Source organism: Campylobacter geochelonis, assembly GCF_013201685.1.
In the GTDB taxonomy this organism is placed as follows: Bacteria; Campylobacterota; Campylobacteria; order Campylobacterales; family Campylobacteraceae; genus Campylobacter_B; species Campylobacter_B geochelonis.
Genome location: NZ_CP053844.1, coordinates 1,899,067 through 1,916,292, shown reverse-complemented (window position 1 = coordinate 1,916,292; position 17,226 = coordinate 1,899,067). Strand labels below are relative to the sequence as shown.

General features: G+C 33.5%; 14 protein-coding genes and 1 tRNA gene. All 15 read left to right on the top strand.

Annotated elements, in window-relative coordinates:
- Positions 1-2 precede the first annotated feature (2 nt).
- The 15 genes from CGEO_RS08765 (at position 3) to CGEO_RS08695 (ending at position 17,221) form a co-directional block, all read left to right on the top strand.
- Positions 3-602, top strand: a complete 600-nt coding sequence (locus tag CGEO_RS08765) for an MlaC/ttg2D family ABC transporter substrate-binding protein (RefSeq protein WP_075493151.1) — start codon at positions 3-5, stop codon at positions 600-602.
- Between the two features lie 5 nt (positions 603-607).
- Positions 608-3,067: an efflux RND transporter permease subunit gene (locus CGEO_RS08760; protein ID WP_075531855.1), complete on the top strand. Its 2,460-nt coding sequence runs from the start codon at positions 608-610 to the stop codon at positions 3,065-3,067.
- A gap of 57 nt (positions 3,068-3,124) precedes the next feature.
- Positions 3,125-3,222 (top strand) — tRNA-Sec (locus CGEO_RS08755).
- A 79-nt stretch (positions 3,223-3,301) separates the two neighbouring features.
- Complete coding sequence (locus tag CGEO_RS08750) at positions 3,302-7,429, top strand: diguanylate cyclase domain-containing protein (RefSeq protein WP_075540207.1); 4,128 nt, start codon at positions 3,302-3,304, stop codon at positions 7,427-7,429.
- 13 nt (positions 7,430-7,442) lie between these two features.
- Positions 7,443-8,297 (top strand): ATP phosphoribosyltransferase regulatory subunit, encoded by an 855-nt coding sequence (locus CGEO_RS08745; protein ID WP_075493154.1) that lies wholly within the window; start codon positions 7,443-7,445, stop codon positions 8,295-8,297.
- A 5-nt stretch (positions 8,298-8,302) separates the two neighbouring features.
- Complete coding sequence (locus tag CGEO_RS08740; protein ID WP_075540208.1) at positions 8,303-9,556, top strand: adenylosuccinate synthase; 1,254 nt, start codon at positions 8,303-8,305, stop codon at positions 9,554-9,556.
- 31 nt (positions 9,557-9,587) lie between these two features.
- Positions 9,588-10,139 carry a DUF507 family protein gene (locus CGEO_RS08735; RefSeq protein ID WP_075493156.1) on the top strand — a complete coding sequence of 184 codons (552 nt, stop codon included), beginning with the start codon at positions 9,588-9,590 and terminating at the stop codon, positions 10,137-10,139.
- A gap of 8 nt (positions 10,140-10,147) precedes the next feature.
- On the top strand, positions 10,148-11,266 hold the full coding sequence (gene carA / locus CGEO_RS08730) for a glutamine-hydrolyzing carbamoyl-phosphate synthase small subunit (protein ID WP_075493219.1): 1,119 nt from the start codon (positions 10,148-10,150) through the stop codon (positions 11,264-11,266).
- Complete coding sequence (locus CGEO_RS08725) at positions 11,263-11,937, top strand: sulfite exporter TauE/SafE family protein (RefSeq protein WP_075493157.1); 675 nt, start codon at positions 11,263-11,265, stop codon at positions 11,935-11,937. The genes carA and CGEO_RS08725 overlap by 4 nt, the downstream gene beginning before the upstream one ends.
- Positions 11,930-13,150 carry a PAS domain-containing sensor histidine kinase gene (locus CGEO_RS08720; protein ID WP_075493158.1) on the top strand — a complete coding sequence of 407 codons (1,221 nt, stop codon included), beginning with the start codon at positions 11,930-11,932 and terminating at the stop codon, positions 13,148-13,150. The genes CGEO_RS08725 and CGEO_RS08720 overlap by 8 nt, the downstream gene beginning before the upstream one ends.
- Position 13,151: 1 nt before the next feature.
- Positions 13,152-13,835 carry a response regulator transcription factor gene (locus CGEO_RS08715; protein WP_075493159.1) on the top strand — a complete coding sequence of 228 codons (684 nt, stop codon included), beginning with the start codon at positions 13,152-13,154 and terminating at the stop codon, positions 13,833-13,835.
- A 129-nt stretch (positions 13,836-13,964) separates the two neighbouring features.
- Complete coding sequence (gene ccoN, locus CGEO_RS08710) at positions 13,965-15,431, top strand: cytochrome-c oxidase, cbb3-type subunit I (RefSeq protein WP_075493160.1); 1,467 nt, start codon at positions 13,965-13,967, stop codon at positions 15,429-15,431.
- A gap of 15 nt (positions 15,432-15,446) precedes the next feature.
- A complete protein-coding gene (gene ccoO / locus CGEO_RS08705; RefSeq protein ID WP_075493161.1) occupies positions 15,447-16,112 on the top strand; it encodes a cytochrome-c oxidase, cbb3-type subunit II in 666 nt (221 codons plus the stop codon).
- A gap of 12 nt (positions 16,113-16,124) precedes the next feature.
- Positions 16,125-16,358: a cytochrome c oxidase, cbb3-type, CcoQ subunit gene (locus CGEO_RS08700; protein ID WP_075493162.1), complete on the top strand. Its 234-nt coding sequence runs from the start codon at positions 16,125-16,127 to the stop codon at positions 16,356-16,358.
- The gene (locus CGEO_RS08695; RefSeq protein WP_075493163.1) at positions 16,355-17,221 is read left to right on the top strand and encodes a c-type cytochrome; all 867 of its coding nucleotides are present in this window, start codon (positions 16,355-16,357) and stop codon (positions 17,219-17,221) included. Before CGEO_RS08700 ends, CGEO_RS08695 begins: the two co-directional genes overlap by 4 nt.
- Positions 17,222-17,226 lie beyond the last annotated feature (5 nt).

Here is a 17,226-nt window from a genome sequence, read left to right as displayed (position 1 = left end):
AAGTGAAATTTATCCAAATTTTAAGTGCTTTAGCGCTTGTTTTTAACCTAGCATTTGGCTTAAGCAAAGATCAAATCCAAAGTGTGATGACACAAAAAGTCGCGATGGCGGTTGATATTTTAAAAGATAAAAATATCGATAAACAGGCTAAGCCTAGCAAGATATTTGCACTTTTTGATGAGTATCTTGACTACTCGCTTATGTCAAGACTTTCGTTATCAAACTACTATAAAACGCTAAGCAAAGAGCAGCAAGCGCAGTTTAACAAAGCTTATGAAAACAGACTCAAAAAATCTTTTATCGCAAGTCTTGAAGAATACAGCGATCAAGATATGAAGGTTGTTGGTGCGCATATGCCAAGTCCAAAGCGTTTTAACCTTGATACGCAGATCATCGGTAGTGAAAAAAACTACCCTATAAATTTCAAATTCTATCCAAAAACAAGCGATGAGTGGCTCATATACGATGTCGATGTTTTGGGCGTTAGTATCATCCAGACTTATAGATCTCAGTTTGATGACTTGACCAAAAGAGGCGTTGGGTTTGATGAGATTTTACAACGACTTGAAAACACAGACTTTAATGCAAATACTAAAAAATAGCGTTTATGAGTAAAATTTTTCGCCTTTTAGTAGCGTATCCAAAAAGTGTTTTAGCGTTAGTTTTAGCGCTTTTTGTGGTGCTTGGATTTTACAGCAGTAAACTTGAGATAGATGCTTCAAGCCAGACTTTGCTACTTGAAAACGATAAAGACTTTCAAATCGCCAAAGAGGTTGATAAACGCTATCAAACGCCAAATTTTTTAGTTGTAGCTTATACGCCAAAAGATGATATCTTAGCGCCAAATACGCTAAATTTAATCACAAATTTAAGCGCTGATTTGGAAAAATTTGACTTTGTAAAAAGCGTTTTAAATATCACAAATGTCCCGCTTTTAGAAAACAAAGATGGCTCGCTTTCGCAAAAAGCAAAAGATATATCAAATTTAAAAAGCAAAGATGTCGATATAAACGCTGCTAGAAAAGAGTTTTTAACAAGCCCACTTTACTCATCAAATTTAGTTAGCAAGGATTTAAAAACCACAGCGATAGTGATAAATTTAAAGCCAAATTTAAAGTATGATGAGTTTATCCAAAAGCGTGAAAATTTAACTAAAAAAAAGGCAAATTCCACTATAAGCGAAGCTGAAAAAAACGAGCTTTCACGCCTTGATAAAGAGTTTAAAATTTTTCGCGATAAAAACCGCATTAAAGAGCATAACGATATCACGCAAATAAGGGAGCTTTTGCAAACTTACCGCGTTAAAAGTGGCGAAAAGCTCTTTTTAGGCGGGATTAATATGATAGCCGATGATATGGTAAATTTCGTAAAAAACGATGTTGTAACATATGGTGCGGCGTCTTTGGTTATGCTGATTTTATGTTTGTGGCTGTTTTTTAGACAAATTCGCTTTGTTGTTTTGCCGATTTTGATTTGCGTTATCAGTGCGGTTTATGCGAGTGGACTTTTTGGGTTGCTTGGATATGAAGTTACGGTTATTAGCTCAAACTATGTAGCACTTCAAATCATCATCACAGTCTCAGTTGCGATTCACCTTGTTGTAGGATATAGAGAAAGAAGTCTAAAGTATCCTAGTATGAGCCAAAAACAGCTTGTTTATATGACTTTAAAAGATAGATTAACGCCTTGTTTTTTTGCCATTTTTACCACGGTTATAGGCTTTTTCTCTCTTGTTTTAAGCGATATAAAACCGATAATTATGCTTGGAATTATGATGAGCGTTGGCATTTCGGTTTCGCTTTTGGTGGCGTTTGTTGTTTTTGGTTCGGTTATGGCTTTGCTTAAGAAAATTCCAGTTAAAAGTAGCTTTGAAGATAGTTTTAAATTTACTCTTTGGTGCGCAAAACTTGCTATAAATAGGCGCGGCGTGATATATGCGTTCTCTTTGGCGGTGCTTTTGGCTGGAGTGTATGGTATAAGTAAAATAAAAGTTGAAAATAGCTTTATAGGATATTTTAAAGATAGCACGGAAATTCACGCTGGAATGGTGGTAATTGATAAAGAGCTTGGCGGAACTATTCCTTTTGATGTGGTTATTAAATTTAAAGATAGCAAAAATGATTTTGTAAGCAGTGGTGATGATGTTATCGACTCTTTTGAGATGGAGTTTGAAGAGGCTAAAAACGATGAGCAGTATTGGTTTTCAAGCCAGAAAATGCGAGTTATCCAAAAGGTTCATGACTTTTTAAAAGAGCGTGAGTTTGTGGGAAATGTAGGCTCGCTTGCTACTCTTTTAGAGATTGGAAAACGTATGAATAACGGCGTAGCACTTGATGATTTTATGCTTTCAGTTATTTATAATGAGCTTCCAAAAGAGTATAAAGATCTGATTTTAACGCCATATGTGAGTATCGAGCATAATGAGGCGCATTTTAGCGTTAGAACTGTTGATAGCGATGATAGACTTAGGCGAAATGAGTTTTTAATAAGCCTTAAAAAAGAGTTAAATGAGCTTTTAAAAGATGATGATGTAGAGGTTCAAGTAAGCGGTATAATGGTGCTTTATAACAATATGCTTCAAAATTTACTTAGCTCTCAAGTTGATACTCTTGGCTTTGTTCTAATCTCGCTTTTTGCGGTTTTTGTGCTACTTTTTAGAAGCGTTAAATTTGCTTTGATTGCGCTTATTGTAAATTTAATCCCACTTAGCTTCGTCTTTGGGATAATGGGATTTTTTGGAATCCCACTTGATATCATGAGTATCACAATCGCTGCTATTAGCATAGGAATCGGCGTTGATGATGTTATCCACTATATTTATCGCTACAAAATCGAGCGAAAACATCTTGGAGTTAAAGAAGCAGTCTTAGCAAGCCATGCAAGTATCGGATATGCGATGTATTACACATCATTTGCGATATTTTTAGGTTTTTCTGTGATGAGTGTAAGTAACTTTTGGCCGACTATTTACTTTGGACTTTTGGTTGATATGGTTATGGCGTTTATGCTAATTGGTGCTTTGATTTTACTTCCTGCGATGATAATTAGCTGGTTTAAGGATAAATAGCTTAAATTTAAGATAATTTTGATATAATTTTTTTCTTAAATTTATACAATTTCCTTTGGAGAGTAAGACGACCTGGTGGCGTTCGCGGACTTCAAATCCGATGATGGGGCGGTTGACCGTTTCGTGGGAGGTTCAATTCCTTCACTCTCTCGCCAAATTTTTATCACATTTAATTATAAGTAAAACAACAGCTAAATTATGCTAGACTCAGCAAATTCTATTTTTGGGTGTTTTATGAGCAAAAGTAATAACGCAAATAACATAAAAAATTTTTATATATTGGTTGTATTATTTATGCTTTTTGTTATAATGTTTGCTACATTTTGTATCTATAAAGAGTCTATAAGCACACAAAAAGAGCTTCAATCAAACGCTAAAACTATAAACACTTTTATATCAAAACATCAAAAAAATATAAATAATTCTATCTTATCTTTAAACAGTGATATTATAAATAACATAAATTATAAAGAGATTTTAAATTTAATAGAGCAAAACAACCCAGACTTTGACGCTCTGTTTTTTATAGATTCAAACGAAACGTTTAGTTTGTTGCTAGACAAGCTTGCATATGCAAAACAGATAAATTTAGCCAGTAAAATAGGCGCAAAAAGCCTAGATTTGCGCTATTTAAGCGTGGTTATAGATAACAAGCAGTCAAATTTCGTAGTTAAAAACTTAGGTGAAGAAAAGCAGATAATCGCTTTTTATAATCTATTTTTTTTAAAAGAGTTAGCAAGTAGCATAAAAAGAGAAAATTTAAGCTCATTTCTTATCGTTGATGAGGATTTTAAAAACGTTATTTTTGCAAGTGATGATAAACTTTATCAAAATAAGTTAAATTTAGACTTGATTTATGAGAAAAAAATCATAGATTTTAACGACCAAAAACTACATTTTAGTAAAAATAGCATAAATGGAGAGTGGGAACTTTTTGTTATCAATAGACTTATTGGATATAAGTATTTCGTGCTTTCTTATATAAATTTATCTGATGTGATTTTTAAAAATATAGCTTTTTTATCATCTTTGGCTTTGCTGTTTTTAAGCATAGTTTTATTTTTTATGTTTGTAAGATATAAATTTATAAAACCGCTAAATGAGTTAAAAAGCGTTTTAAAAAACGTATGTGCAAACTTTGATGAAGCTAGTAAAACTTTTATAAAAAGTAAAAAATTTGGTGAAATTTCTACTAATATAGCTGAAATTTTAAAAGAGATAGAGCGTAGTAAAAGCAGTGCAAAGTCTGAAAAAAATAAATTTGAGTATATATTTAAAAGTGATTTAGTTGCTATTTTACTGGTTGATTCTATAAGTTCAAAGATTATACAAGCAAATCAGTATGCAAAAGAGCTTTACGGATATGGTGAAGATATCTTAAAAATGTATATGTTTGATTTAAGCGATGAAAGACCTTATAACAATAAGGAAAATGCGCTAAATTACGAATATGAAAAAAGCGGATTTGTTTTGCAAAAGCACAAATCATCTAAGCAAAAAGAGCTGTTTTTAAGAGTTTATAAGACTTATGCGTTTATAAATGGGCGAAATTTAACCATATATATTATGAGTGATGTAACTTGCTATGAGCAGTTTTGCATAGAGTCAAAAAGCCAAATTCAGATGCTTGAAGGCTCGCCTTTGCTTAGTATAGAATATGATTTTAGTATACAAAAAGTAGTTTTTATAACTGATAATGTAGAAGAAATTTTAGGGTATGAAAAAGAGGATTTTTTAGAAAATAGAGTAAAGCTTTCTAATATAATATACCAAAATGGTATAAAAATTTTTCCAAAACTAGAAAAACTTTTTAGTGATGGTCTAAATTTGCAAAAACCAAAGGTTTTATCGTGCAAATTACAGCATAAAGATAGGTTTTATCGTGGGTTTAAAGTTTTTTTAAAAGCTAGCAATACGCAAAAATCGCACGCCACGTTGTATTTTGAAAACATAGATGAGTATACTCAAAAAGAGGCAAGCTATATAAAAGAGTTAAAAAGATATGAAAACATCATCGACGCGGCTAGTTTTGCTACGTGGGAGTGGGATTTGGAAAAAGATATGATGTTTTTTAGCAAGAAATTTTTATCGCTTTTAAAGAGCCAAGAAAAAGAGTGTGAGACTGTTTTGGACTATGAAAAATTTAGAAAGTTAATACATCCAAAAGATTTAGAACTTTTTGACAAAAAGATAAAAGATCATATAAATGGCTTTGTGCCTAAATTTGGCGTTGAGGTGCGAATTTTAAGCAAAGATAATAAATTTATTTATATGAGTATGCAAGGGGCAGTTTTAGAAAAAGATCTTAAGGGAAATGTTAAATTTCTTTGTGGAACAATCGAAGATATAAGCCAAAGAAAACAGAGCGAGTATACATTAAGACTGATTGCAAGCGTGTTTTCTAACTCGCATGAGGGAATTTTTATAACTGATTCTAAGGGCGAGGTTATACATATAAACAAGGCTTTTGAACGCATAACTGGTTATGAAGAGAAAGAAATCATAGGCAAAAAATCTCACCTTCTAAACGAAAATGAAAATAGCATAAAAATACATAAAGAGATAAATCAAGCTGTTAAAGAAAATGGATATTGGCATGGTGAGATTTGGGATAGGCGAAAAAATGGCGAAGTTTATCCAGAAATTTTAACCATAAATGCGATTAAAAATGAGCGAGATGAGCTTCACTATATGGGAATTTTCTTAGAGATAACAAGCTTGAAAGAAAAAGAGAGTAGGCTTGAAAAGATAGCTCATTATGACCATTTAACAAAGCTTCCAAACAGGCTTTTGTTTGAAAATTTAGCAAGTAAATTTATAAAAGAATTAGAAGATAAAGATGGGCTAATTGCAATTTTGTTTATAGATTTTGATGGATTTAAAGATATAAATGATAAATTTGGACACGAAATCGGCGATATCTATCTGCAAAAAATCTCGCAAAGCTTAAAAGAAGCTTTAAGAAGTGGCGACATTATAGCTAGACTTGGCGGGGATGAGTTTGGCGTTGTGGTTACAAATTTAAGCACTAAAGAGGAGTTAGGCGGCGTTTTAACTAGACTTATAACGGCTGCAAAAGATAAATTTAGCATTGCAGACAATGAAAACATCGGAGCAAGCGCAAGCATTGGCGTAAGTTTTTACCCACAAGATGAGAAAGTAACATTTAGTCAGCTTCTAAAGCAAGCCGATAAGGCGATGTATAGGGCAAAAACGACCGCAAGGGCTAGTTTTCATATATATACTAAAGATGATTATGATATTGATACGTCGGCGAAAAGCGAAAAAGGAAAGCTAGAATTTGCTATAAAAAACGGCGATTTTTTTGTCCTTTTTCAACCGGTTTTAAATGCAAGCGAAAACAAAATCGATGCTTTTGAGATACTTTTGCGTTTTAAAGATAGGAATTTAGCCATCGTAGAAAAGAGGGATTTCTTAGATGAGTTTAAAACAGAGATGGCTTTAAAAACTCTTGGAATTTTTACGATAAAAGAGGCGATTAAATTTTGGTTTTGGTATAAAAATAGCTATAAAAAAGAGATTTTTATAGAAGTTGGAGTGCGCGTAAGAGAGCTTTGCGATAATGACTTTTATAAAAAATTTAGTGCGCTTTTAGATGAAAATTTAGACTTTAACCCAAGTTTTTTACGGATTTTAATAGATGATTTAGATGAGAAAAACTATCTAAAATTTACCCAAACAGCCCATAACTACGCCAAATTTAACATAGAGTTTATACTAAATAATGCTGATTTAAAAAGCTTAAAATATATAAAAAATCTTCCTATAAAAACAGTAAAAACAGATATAAATTTATGTTTTGGTATGACAAATAGCTATGAAAATTTAAGAGCGTCAAAAGCTATAGCGATGTTTGTTTCAAAATATAATTTAAAAAATGTAGCCAAAGGTTTGCAAAGCGTTGCTATAAAAAACTTTTTTGGCAAGCTTGGATATGAATATTTACAAGGAGATTATATAAGTGGCGAATTAAGACAAGATGAAATTGCTAGTTTTATCAAGCGATTAGAAGATGAAAAAAACTTTATAAATATCGCTGAAGAGGACTTTATCGCCTATAAAGCTGCTTTAAAACACAAAGAAGAGGCGAGTAAATTTTTATCGTTTATAAAAAGTCAAAATTTAGAAAGATTTGATATAAAAAACTACGAAAAAGAGTATAAAACGATATTTGCCAGACTCGATGGTGTGGTAAAAAGTGAAATTTTAGAGTTACATACAGAGCTACATAAGCAAATTTTAGATATCCTTACGTGTAAATTTAGTGATGAAAGTTACAAAAATTTGTTAAAAAGTATCGCTAAGTTAAACAGCAGCATTGTAAGCTACTTAAAAGCGTAAAAGGGAGAGATATATGGATAGTGTTAGAGCGGATTTAGAACATGAGATTCCTAATGGCTCAAGGCTTTACTTTGGCAAAACAGCAAGTATTAAGCGAGAGATAGAAAACTACGCAGCAACTCTTTTTAAAGAGTATGGATTTGAAGAGATTTTAACACCATATTTTTCTTATCATCAGCATTTAAGCGTTTCATCTGAGCAGCTTTTGAAATTTCCAGATATGACAAATCATACTATAAGTTTAAGAGCTGATAGCACAGTCGATGTGGTGCGTATAGTTTTAAGGCGGATTAAAAATGAGAATCTAAAAAGGCTTTTTTACATACAGCCGGTTTTAAAATATCCAAATATAGAAAACTACCAAATAGGCGCAGAACTAATCGGTGAAAGTAACTTAGCTTTAAGTATCGAAATAGCCAGCAAAGTTTTTGATAAATTTGGGCTAAAGCCAAATTTACAGATAAGCAACATCGAAATTCCAAAGCTAGTATGCCAAATTTTAAACACATCAATATCTGGTTTTGAAAAAGGCGATATGGAGTGGATATTTAAAAAAGATATAAAGTGGCTAAGCTCTCTTGCAAGGCTAACGCATTTAAAAGATTTAGAAGATGTCAAAAAAATAGTGCCAAATGAGCTAAAAGCGCCACTTGAACGCCTTGAAAATTTAGCCCATAGCAGTAACGAAAATATAAGGCTAGCACCGCTTTATTATTCTAAGATGAGGTATTACGATAAGCTATTTTTTAGATTTTTATGTGATAATTACGTTTTGTGTAGTGGTGGGGATTATGAGATTGACTCATTAGAGTCTAGTGGTTTTGCGATTATGACGGATGCGTTTTTAGAAAATATATTAGAAAGGTAGTAGTTATGAGTAAGGTTGATTTAGTAGTTGGATCTCAATGGGGAGATGAAGGCAAGGGAAAGATAGTTGATATGCTTTCTGGAAATTATGATTATGTTTGTAGAAGCGCAGGCGGACACAACGCAGGTCATACTATATGGGTTGATGGCGTAAAATACGCACTTCATCTTGTTCCAAGTGGAGTTTTGCATAAAAATATAATAAATATCATAGGAACTGGAGTTGTAGTAAACCCAGAAGTTTTAATAAAAGAGTTGAGCCAATTTGAGGATTTAACAGGTAGGCTTTTTATAAGCGATAGAGCTCATTTAAATTTAGAGTATCACTCACTAATCGATCAAGCAAACGAAAAACTAAAAGGCAAAAACGCCATCGGAACTACAGGCAAAGGTATCGGACCTTGCTATGCTGAAAAAATCAGCCGAACAGGTCATAGAATGGGCGAGTTGCTTGAGCCAGAATTGCTTTGTAAGAGCTTGATGGAAAATTTTGAAGCACATAAATATGTTTTTAAAACATTAGGCATTGAAATTCCTAAAGAAGATGAAATTTTATCAAGTTTAAAAGAGTATAAAGACAAATTAGGAAAATACATCGCCGATACTACAAGAATCGTTTGGAAAGCTATAGATGATAACAAAAAAATCTTGCTTGAAGGCGCTCAAGGCACGCTTTTAGATGTTGATAATGGAACATATCCATATGTAACAAGTTCAAGCACGATTGCGGCTGGAGCTTGCGTAGGTCTTGGGTTAAATCCAAAAAACATAGGCGAAGTTATAGGAATACTTAAAGCTTATAGCACAAGAGTTGGACATGGGCCATTCCCGACTGAGGATTTAGGTCAAATGGGCGATAAGATGTGCGAAATAGGAAAAGAGTATGGCACGACTACTGGCAGAAAAAGAAGATGTGGTTGGTTTGACGCTGTTGCTGTTAAATACGCGGCTAGATTAAACGGGCTAGATAAATTTGCATTGATGAAAATCGATGTTTTAGATGGATTTGATGAGATAAAAATTTGCACCGCCTATCAACTAGAAAGTGGCGAGATAATCGACTACTTCCCAACAAATTTAGATGGAGTTAAACCAGTTTATGAAGTGTTTGATGGTTGGGATAGCGTAGTTGGTATAGATAAGTATGAAAACTTGCCGCTAAATGCAAGAAAATATATAGAAAAAATAGAAGAGCTAACTGGAGTAAAAGTTGGATATATATCAACAAGCCCAGAGAGAAAAGATACGATTATAAGATAAATTTGGTATAAATTTAGAAGAAAGGGTTTAAATGCGTATAAGATTACCACATATTCCATATATCTCGCGTAAAATCGCTATAGATATGTTAAATTCGGGCTTTATAACATTTAGTAGTGGTATTGAATCTGTTGCCCAAGTAGCAGATGAAATTTTGCGAGAAGATGTTGCAAAAGAGAGAGCCTTAGATGAGAAAGTAAATGAAATTTTAGATGATAAAAGCGAAGATATGCATATCATGCAAGTGGATAAAAAAAGTATGTTTTGGCTCGTTAAAAAGCGCCTTGCAGAAGAGAGTGGGCTTATCTTAAACCACGAAGATAGATACAACAGCCTTTCGCACAAAATTTTAGAGGTTTCATGGAAAAGAAATTTAATTGATTATAAAGTTTCTGAAAACAGAGCTAAAAACGTCATATATCTATCCATCGAAGGATATTTAAAGAGTTATGAAGATATCGAAGATGCGGTTATCGACAAGATAGATAATCTAAGCAAAAAGCTTATAGCTGGCACTGAAGAGTATGATTTGACTTTTGAGCGATACTATGAAGATGAGTTAAAAAGACGAGGAATGTTTTGATGAAGAGTATGAAAGCATATATTTATCTTGAAAACGGAGTCTATCTTGAGGCAAAAGCCTTTGGAAAAGGTGGAAGTGTTTTTGGCGAGATGATTTTTAATACTTCGATGACTGGATATCAAGAGATTATGAGTGATCCAAGTTATGCTGGACAGTTTATCGTATTTACCATGCCAGAAATCGGTATAGTTGGGGTAAATAGCGAAGATATGGAAAGTCGCAAAATCCACGCAAGCGGAGCTTTTATAAGGAAATTTAACAACAAACCATCAAATTTTAGAAGCCAGAAAAATTTAGAGCAGTTTTTTATAGAGCAGGGTAAATTTTGCGTTTACGACATAGATACAAGATATCTTACTAAAATGCTTAGAGATGAGGGGAATTTACGAGCTTTTGTTTCAACTGAAATTAGCGATAAAGAGAGTTTAAAACAAGCTTTGCTTAGCTCATCTAAAATCGATGAGGTAGATTACGTTGGCGTAGTAAGCACAAAAAGCGTTTATGAGCACAAGCACGGCTCATGGAACCCAAATACTTTATCATACTCGCCATTTAAACCAAATGGTAAAAAAGTCGCGGTAATTGATTATGGAGTGAAAAAAAATATCTTAAATGAACTATGCGAAATCGGGCTTGAAGTCACGGTATATCCGCACGATACAAAGGCTGATTTTTTAATAGATAAATTTAAAAATGGCGAGATTCATGGGGTATTTTTATCAAATGGCCCAGGTGAGCCAAAAATGCTTAAAAATGAAATAGAGCAGATAAAAAAACTTTTAGAAGCTAAAATTCCGATGTTTGGAATTTGCCTTGGACATCAGCTTTTAAGTAACGCGGCTGGTTTTGAGACATACAGGCTTAAATTTGGACAACATGGCGCGAACCATCCAGTTCAAAATTTACAAACTAAAAGCATAGAAGTTACTACTCAAAACCACAACTATAACGTTCCTGAAGAGATTTGTGAGATTTGCGAAATCACACATAGAAATCTTTTTGATGGGACAATTGAAGGTGTAAGATACAAAAATGCTCCAGCATTTTCAGTACAGCACCACCCAGAAGCAAGCTCTGGACCAAATGAGAGTAAGTATATCTTTAAAGAATTTTTAGAGTTATTATGAGCCTTTACCAGACCGCACTGAACATAGTTCCGATGGCTTTTTTCTTAAGCTTTGGACACTGCCTTGGGATGTGCGGTGGGTTTGTGATGGCATATAGCGTAAAGTTAGCAAAAAAGTCTAAATTCGAGGCATTTTACTACTCGCTCTCTTTTCATATATCAAGAGTTTTTGCTTATGTTTTGCTTGGATTTATAGCTGGATATTTTGGCTCGATTTTTGCCTTTAGTAGTCAGATAATGGGATATGTTAAATTTGCTATAGGGCTTTTTTTGGTAGTTTTAGGAGTTGCTTTAATCAAACGCGGAGAGCTTTTAAAATTTATAGAAAATGATAAAATTTGGAAAAAATTCTTTGCAAAACCAACCAAATTTGCTATGCAAGAGAGTTCTTTTGGCTCTTTTGTTTTACTTGGTTTTTTAAATGGTTTTTTACCATGTGGAGTTGTCTATACTTTTTTAGCGATGGCGATAATGTCAGGAAGTGCCATAAAAGGAGCTTTTATCATGGTTATTTTTGGAATTTCTACTATACCATCTATGCTTGGACTATCTTTTGTTACAAATTTATTAAATTTAAAGCTTAAACAGATTATGCTATACATTTCAGCTATTTTAATAATAGCTTTTGGAATTTATAATGCATATTTAGGATTTGAGGCGACAAATGGATAGAAATGAGCGAAGACTAAAACAGTATCAAGATGCAATCGATGCTAGTAATATTGTTTCAAAAACCGATGTAAAGGGCTATATAACCTTTGTTAATGATGAGTTTTGCAACATAAGCAAATACTCAAAAGAGGAATTAATCGGCTCAAACCACAATATCGTTCGCCATCCAGATGTTAATCCAAAAGTTTTTAGATGCATGTGGAACACGATTTTATCTAAAAAGGTTTATAAGGGAATTATTAAAAATTTAGCTAAAGATGGAAGCGTTTTTTACTTAAATGCGACGATTATACCGATTTTAGATGAAGATGGAGAGATCGAAGAGTTTGTTGCTATTAGACACAACGTTACTGAAGTTGTTGTATTAAATGAAAGATTGTTAGCGGCAAGAAATGAGCTAAAAGAGCTAAATTTATCGCTTGAAGAAAAGGTTTTAGACCAAACAAAAGAGCTTATAGAGTTAAATAAAAGCCTTGAAGAAAGAATCGCTTTAGAAGTTAATAAAAACGAAGAGAAAAACAAGCTATTATTCCAACAATCTCGCCTTGCAAGCATGGGAGAGATGATAGGAAATATCGCTCATCAGTGGAGACAACCGCTAAGCGAGCTTGGAATTGATCTGTTTAAGATGAAGCAACAAATTGATGATAAAGAGAGCTTTGTTGCTATTTATGAGCATGCAAAAATCGTTATAAAAAATATGTCAAAGACGATTGATGATTTTAGAAATTTCTTTAAATCCGATAAAGAAAAAGAGCTATTTTTCATAAGCGAAGCAGTAAATGACGCTTTTACTATGCTTAGAGGAACTTTTAAAAAAGAGAGTATAAATTTTGATTTAGTTAATAAAAAAGATGTGGAAATTTCAGGATTTAAAAGCGAACTATCGCAAGTTTTTATGAACCTTTTTACAAACGCAAAAGATGCTATGAAAGAAACCCCTATAAAAGATAAAAAACTTGTAGTGTCTATACAAAAATCTACAAATTATGTTATAGTTTCGATTTTTAATAGCGGAAAACAGATAGAAAAAGAGAATTTAGATAAAATTTTCGAACCGTATTTTACTACAAAACACCCAAGTAGCGGAACTGGACTGGGCTTGTATATAAACAAGATGATATTAGAGCGTATGGGTGGAGACATTGATGTTAAAAATTTAAAAAATGGCGTAAGTTTTAGTATAAAATTGCCTATTTGCAAGGAGGTATGATATGAGCGGCGTAGTACTTAAAGATTTAAAAATTTTAATCGTAGAAGATGAAAAGGATATTCGAGAGTCTATGGCAGAGGCTATGAGATATGTTTTTAGCGATGTTATAACTGCGCAAAATGGCGATGAAGGGGTTAAGAAATTTAGAAAATTTAACCCAAATATGGTTATAACAGATATTGCTATGCCTATTATGGATGGTCTTGATATGACTAAAAATTTAAAGAAAATTTCCCCAAATACACCAATTATCGCTCTAAGCGCATTTAGCGATAAAGATAAACTTTTAAAAGCTATTGATGTTGGTATAGATAAATATCTTTTAAAACCTATAGATATGGATGAATTGCTTGTCGCTATAGAGACTCTTGCTAAAAATAAAATTGATGCTTTAGGCGATATAGTGCTTGCTGATGGATATGTTTTTAGTCAAGTAAAAAAAGTTCTTTTAAAAGATAACAAAGAGATAGCATTAACAAAAAAAGAACTAGCTTTTATATCTTTACTTATAAATCGGCTTGGAACGCTTGTTCTGCACGAAGATATTAAGACAAATGTCTGGATAGGCGAAAAGGCCAGTGACGCGGCTATACGGACATTTATAAAGCGTGTTAGAGACAAGGTTGGGGCTGATATGATAAAAAATGTTCCAGGACTCGGATATAAAATCGAAGTTTTGCAATAGAAGTTAAATTCGTAATTAATACAAAAATAATCTAATTAAGAATAAATCTAGCAAAATAACATTATAATTACACAATTATTTTTTGTTTATATGAAAGATAGATATCAAATTTTTACATAGGAGGTTTAGATGCGACCTGGAGATGCGTTAAGTTACGATTATACAGTTGCAAAATACTTTATGTATACTACCCTTGTATTCGGAATCATCGGTATGTTGATAGGCGTTGTTTTGGCTTTTCAACTTGCATACCCTGATCTGAACTATTTAGCTGGTGAGTATTCAACTTTTAGTCGTTTAAGACCACTTCATACCAATGGTGTGGTTTATGGGTTTATGTTGTCTGGAATTTTTTCCACATGGTACTATTTAGGACAAAGAGTTTTAAAAGTTTCCATGAGTGAGTCGAAGTTTTTGATGTTTATTGGAAAACTTCATTTTTGGTTGTATGTTGTAGTTATACTTCTAGCAGTTGTTAGCCTTTTTGCTGGTGTTACAACTTCAAAAGAGTATGCTGAACTAGAGTGGCCAATCGACATCTTAGTTGTTGTTGTTTGGGTTTTATGGGGAGTTAGTATCTTTGGACTTATCGGAATAAGAAGAGAAAAAACTATCTATATCTCACTTTGGTATTATATGGCTACATTCCTTGGAATAGCTATGCTTTATCTTTTCAACAACATGGAAATCCCAACTCGTCTTCTAACAGGCATGGGCAGCTGGCTTCACTCAGTATCTATGTATGCTGGAACAAATGACGCTTTAGTTCAATGGTGGTGGGGACACAACGCTGTTGCTTTTGTTTTCACAGTTGGAATTTTAGCTCAAGTTTACTACTTCTTACCAAAAGAGAGTGGACAAGCAGTTTACTCATATAAACTTTCACTTTTCTCATTTTGGAGCTTAATGTTTGTTTACCTATGGGCTGGCGGACACCACTTGATATATTCAACAGTTCCTGACTGGGTTCAAACTATGGGTTCAGTTTTCTCAGTTGTATTGATTTTACCATCATGGGGTTCAGGTATTAACATGCTTTTAACCATGAAAGGCGAGTGGAATCAACTAAGAGACAATCCGCTAATTAAATTTATGGTTCTAGCAACAACTTTCTATATGTTCTCAACTCTTGAAGGACCAATTCTTTCAATTAAATCAGTAAATGCTCTAGCGCACTTTACAGACTGGATTCCAGGACACGTTCATGATGGAACACTTGGCTGGGTTGGATTTATGACAATTGCAGCAATGTATCATATGGTTCCAAGAATGTTTAAAAGAGAGATTTATTCTAAATCTTTAATGGAAGCACAATTTTGGATTCAAACTACAGGTATAGTTTTATTCTTTGCATCTATGTGGATAGCAGGAATTACTCAAGGTATGATGTGGAGAGCAACAGATGAGTATGGTAACCTTGCTTATTCATTTATCGATACTGTAACCGTGCTTGTACCTTACTACTGGATTAGAGCAATAGGTGGTCTTTTATATCTAATAGGATTTTTCATGTTTACATATAACATGGTTAAATCTTTCTCGTCAAGCAAAGTGGTTGAAAAAGAGCCGCAAAATGCTTCACCTATGGCAGCTTAATAAGGAGGATATGTAATGTTTAGTTGGTTAGAAAAAAATCCATTCTTTTTTGCGGTGTTTTTATTTATAGTAATTGCTTATGCTGGTATCGTTGAAATCTTACCTGATTTTGCCGATAGCGCTAGACCGATTGAGGGTAAAAAACCGTATAGTGTGTTGCAACTTTCAGGTAGACATGTCTATATCAGCGATAGCTGTAATGCGTGTCACTCACAGTTAATTAGACCATTCAAATCAGAAACTGATAGATATGGTGCTTATTCAAAAAGTGGCGAATTTGCTTATGATAGACCATTTTTATGGGGTTCAAAAAGAACAGGTCCAGATCTTATGCGTGTAGGAAACTACAGAACTACAGATTGGCATGAAAATCACATGAAAGATCCTGTATCTGTTGTACCAGGAAGCATTATGCCTGCATATACTCATATGTTTAAGAAAAATGCAGACATAGAAACAGCTTATGCAGAAGCATTAACTGTTAAAAAAGCCTTCAACGTTCCTTATGATAAAGAGGGTATGCCAAAGCTTGGAACTTGGGATGAATCTAAAGCTCAAGTTATGGCAGAAGCTAAGGTTATTGTAGATCAAATGAAAGATCAAGATGTTAAAGATGCGTTTGCTAGAGGTGAAATTAGACAGATTGTCGCTATCATCGCATACTTAAACAGCTTGAAATAAAAGGATTTTGAGATGAGTATAGAAACTATGAGAGAGTTACAAGCTTACGGCTACTTTATTTTGATAGTATCTTTATCTATAGGGCTTTATGCCTACTACTATCATTTATATAAGTCAGAAAAAACTGGTCGTAGAAATTACGAGAAGTATGGCAAACTAGCTCTTGATGACAGCTTGGAAGATGAAGTTTTAGAGTCTGTACCTTCTCAAGATAATGATAATACCAAAAAGGAATTTAGAAAATGAAATGGTTTAATTTACAAGATAACATAAACATGCTCACCATCTTGAGCGCTATTGCTCTACTTGTTCTTACCTTCGTTATTGTCGGCTTATATATGAAGAAGATGAAGGAGAAAAGAACTAGTAGCGAGTCGGAGATGTCTGGTGAAAGCTATGATGGTATAGGTGAATATAAAAACTCACTACCAGTTGGTTGGGCTTTATCATATATAGCTTTGATAGTATGGGCTTTATACTACTTTTTAGTTGGCTATCCTTTAAATTCATACTCACAAGTTGGCGAGTATAATGATGAGGTAAAAGCATATAATGCTAAATTTGAGTCTAAATTTGCAAACCCAGATCAACAAACCCTACATGCTATGGGCGAGGGAATTTACCTTGTTCAATGTTCTCAATGCCATGGCATAACAGGAAATGGTATAGATGGAAAAGCTGCAAATTTAGAGATTTGGGGTAGTGAAGCTGGAATACTTGATGCTATTGTAAAAGGTTCAAAAGGTATGAACTATCCACTAGGCGAAATGCCGGCTGATATGGTAGATACAAATAGCGCAAAAGCTATAGCTGCATTTGTCGCTAAAGAAATTTCTGCTATAAAAACTACAGCAAATGAAAGCTTAGTTGAAGAAGGACGCGCTCAATGGGGTGTTTGTGCAGCGTGTCATGGCGATGATGGTAAAGGAATGGACGGACAAGCTCCAGATCTTACTAAATACGGCTCACTAAATTTTGTTGTAGATGTTTTAGCTAAAGGTAAACACGGTTTAATAGGTGAAATGCCTGCATTTAATGATGGAAGATTAACAGATGTTCAAAAACGTGCAGTTGGCGAATATGTCATATCTTTATCTAAAAACAGATAGGAGTT

Excerpts from the sequence above, each read along its gene's own strand:
- CGEO_RS08760 (WP_075531855.1), top strand. The coding sequence starts at position 608 with ATGAGTAAAATTTTTCGCCTTTTAGTAGCGTATCCAAAAAGTGTTTTA.
- CGEO_RS08750 (WP_075540207.1), top strand. The coding sequence starts at position 3,302 with ATGAGCAAAAGTAATAACGCAAATAACATAAAAAATTTTTATATATTG.
- CGEO_RS08745 (WP_075493154.1), top strand. The coding sequence starts at position 7,443 with ATGGATAGTGTTAGAGCGGATTTAGAACATGAGATTCCTAATGGCTCA.
- CGEO_RS08740 (WP_075540208.1), top strand. The coding sequence starts at position 8,303 with ATGAGTAAGGTTGATTTAGTAGTTGGATCTCAATGGGGAGATGAAGGC.
- CGEO_RS08735 (WP_075493156.1), top strand. The coding sequence starts at position 9,588 with ATGCGTATAAGATTACCACATATTCCATATATCTCGCGTAAAATCGCT.
- carA (WP_075493219.1), top strand. The coding sequence starts at position 10,148 with ATGAAAGCATATATTTATCTTGAAAACGGAGTCTATCTTGAGGCAAAA.
- CGEO_RS08725 (WP_075493157.1), top strand. The coding sequence starts at position 11,263 with ATGAGCCTTTACCAGACCGCACTGAACATAGTTCCGATGGCTTTTTTC.
- CGEO_RS08720 (WP_075493158.1), top strand. The coding sequence starts at position 11,930 with ATGGATAGAAATGAGCGAAGACTAAAACAGTATCAAGATGCAATCGAT.
- CGEO_RS08715 (WP_075493159.1), top strand. The coding sequence starts at position 13,152 with ATGAGCGGCGTAGTACTTAAAGATTTAAAAATTTTAATCGTAGAAGAT.
- ccoN (WP_075493160.1), top strand. The coding sequence starts at position 13,965 with ATGCGACCTGGAGATGCGTTAAGTTACGATTATACAGTTGCAAAATAC.
- ccoO (WP_075493161.1), top strand. The coding sequence starts at position 15,447 with ATGTTTAGTTGGTTAGAAAAAAATCCATTCTTTTTTGCGGTGTTTTTA.
- CGEO_RS08700 (WP_075493162.1), top strand. The coding sequence starts at position 16,125 with ATGAGTATAGAAACTATGAGAGAGTTACAAGCTTACGGCTACTTTATT.
- CGEO_RS08695 (WP_075493163.1), top strand. The coding sequence starts at position 16,355 with ATGAAATGGTTTAATTTACAAGATAACATAAACATGCTCACCATCTTG.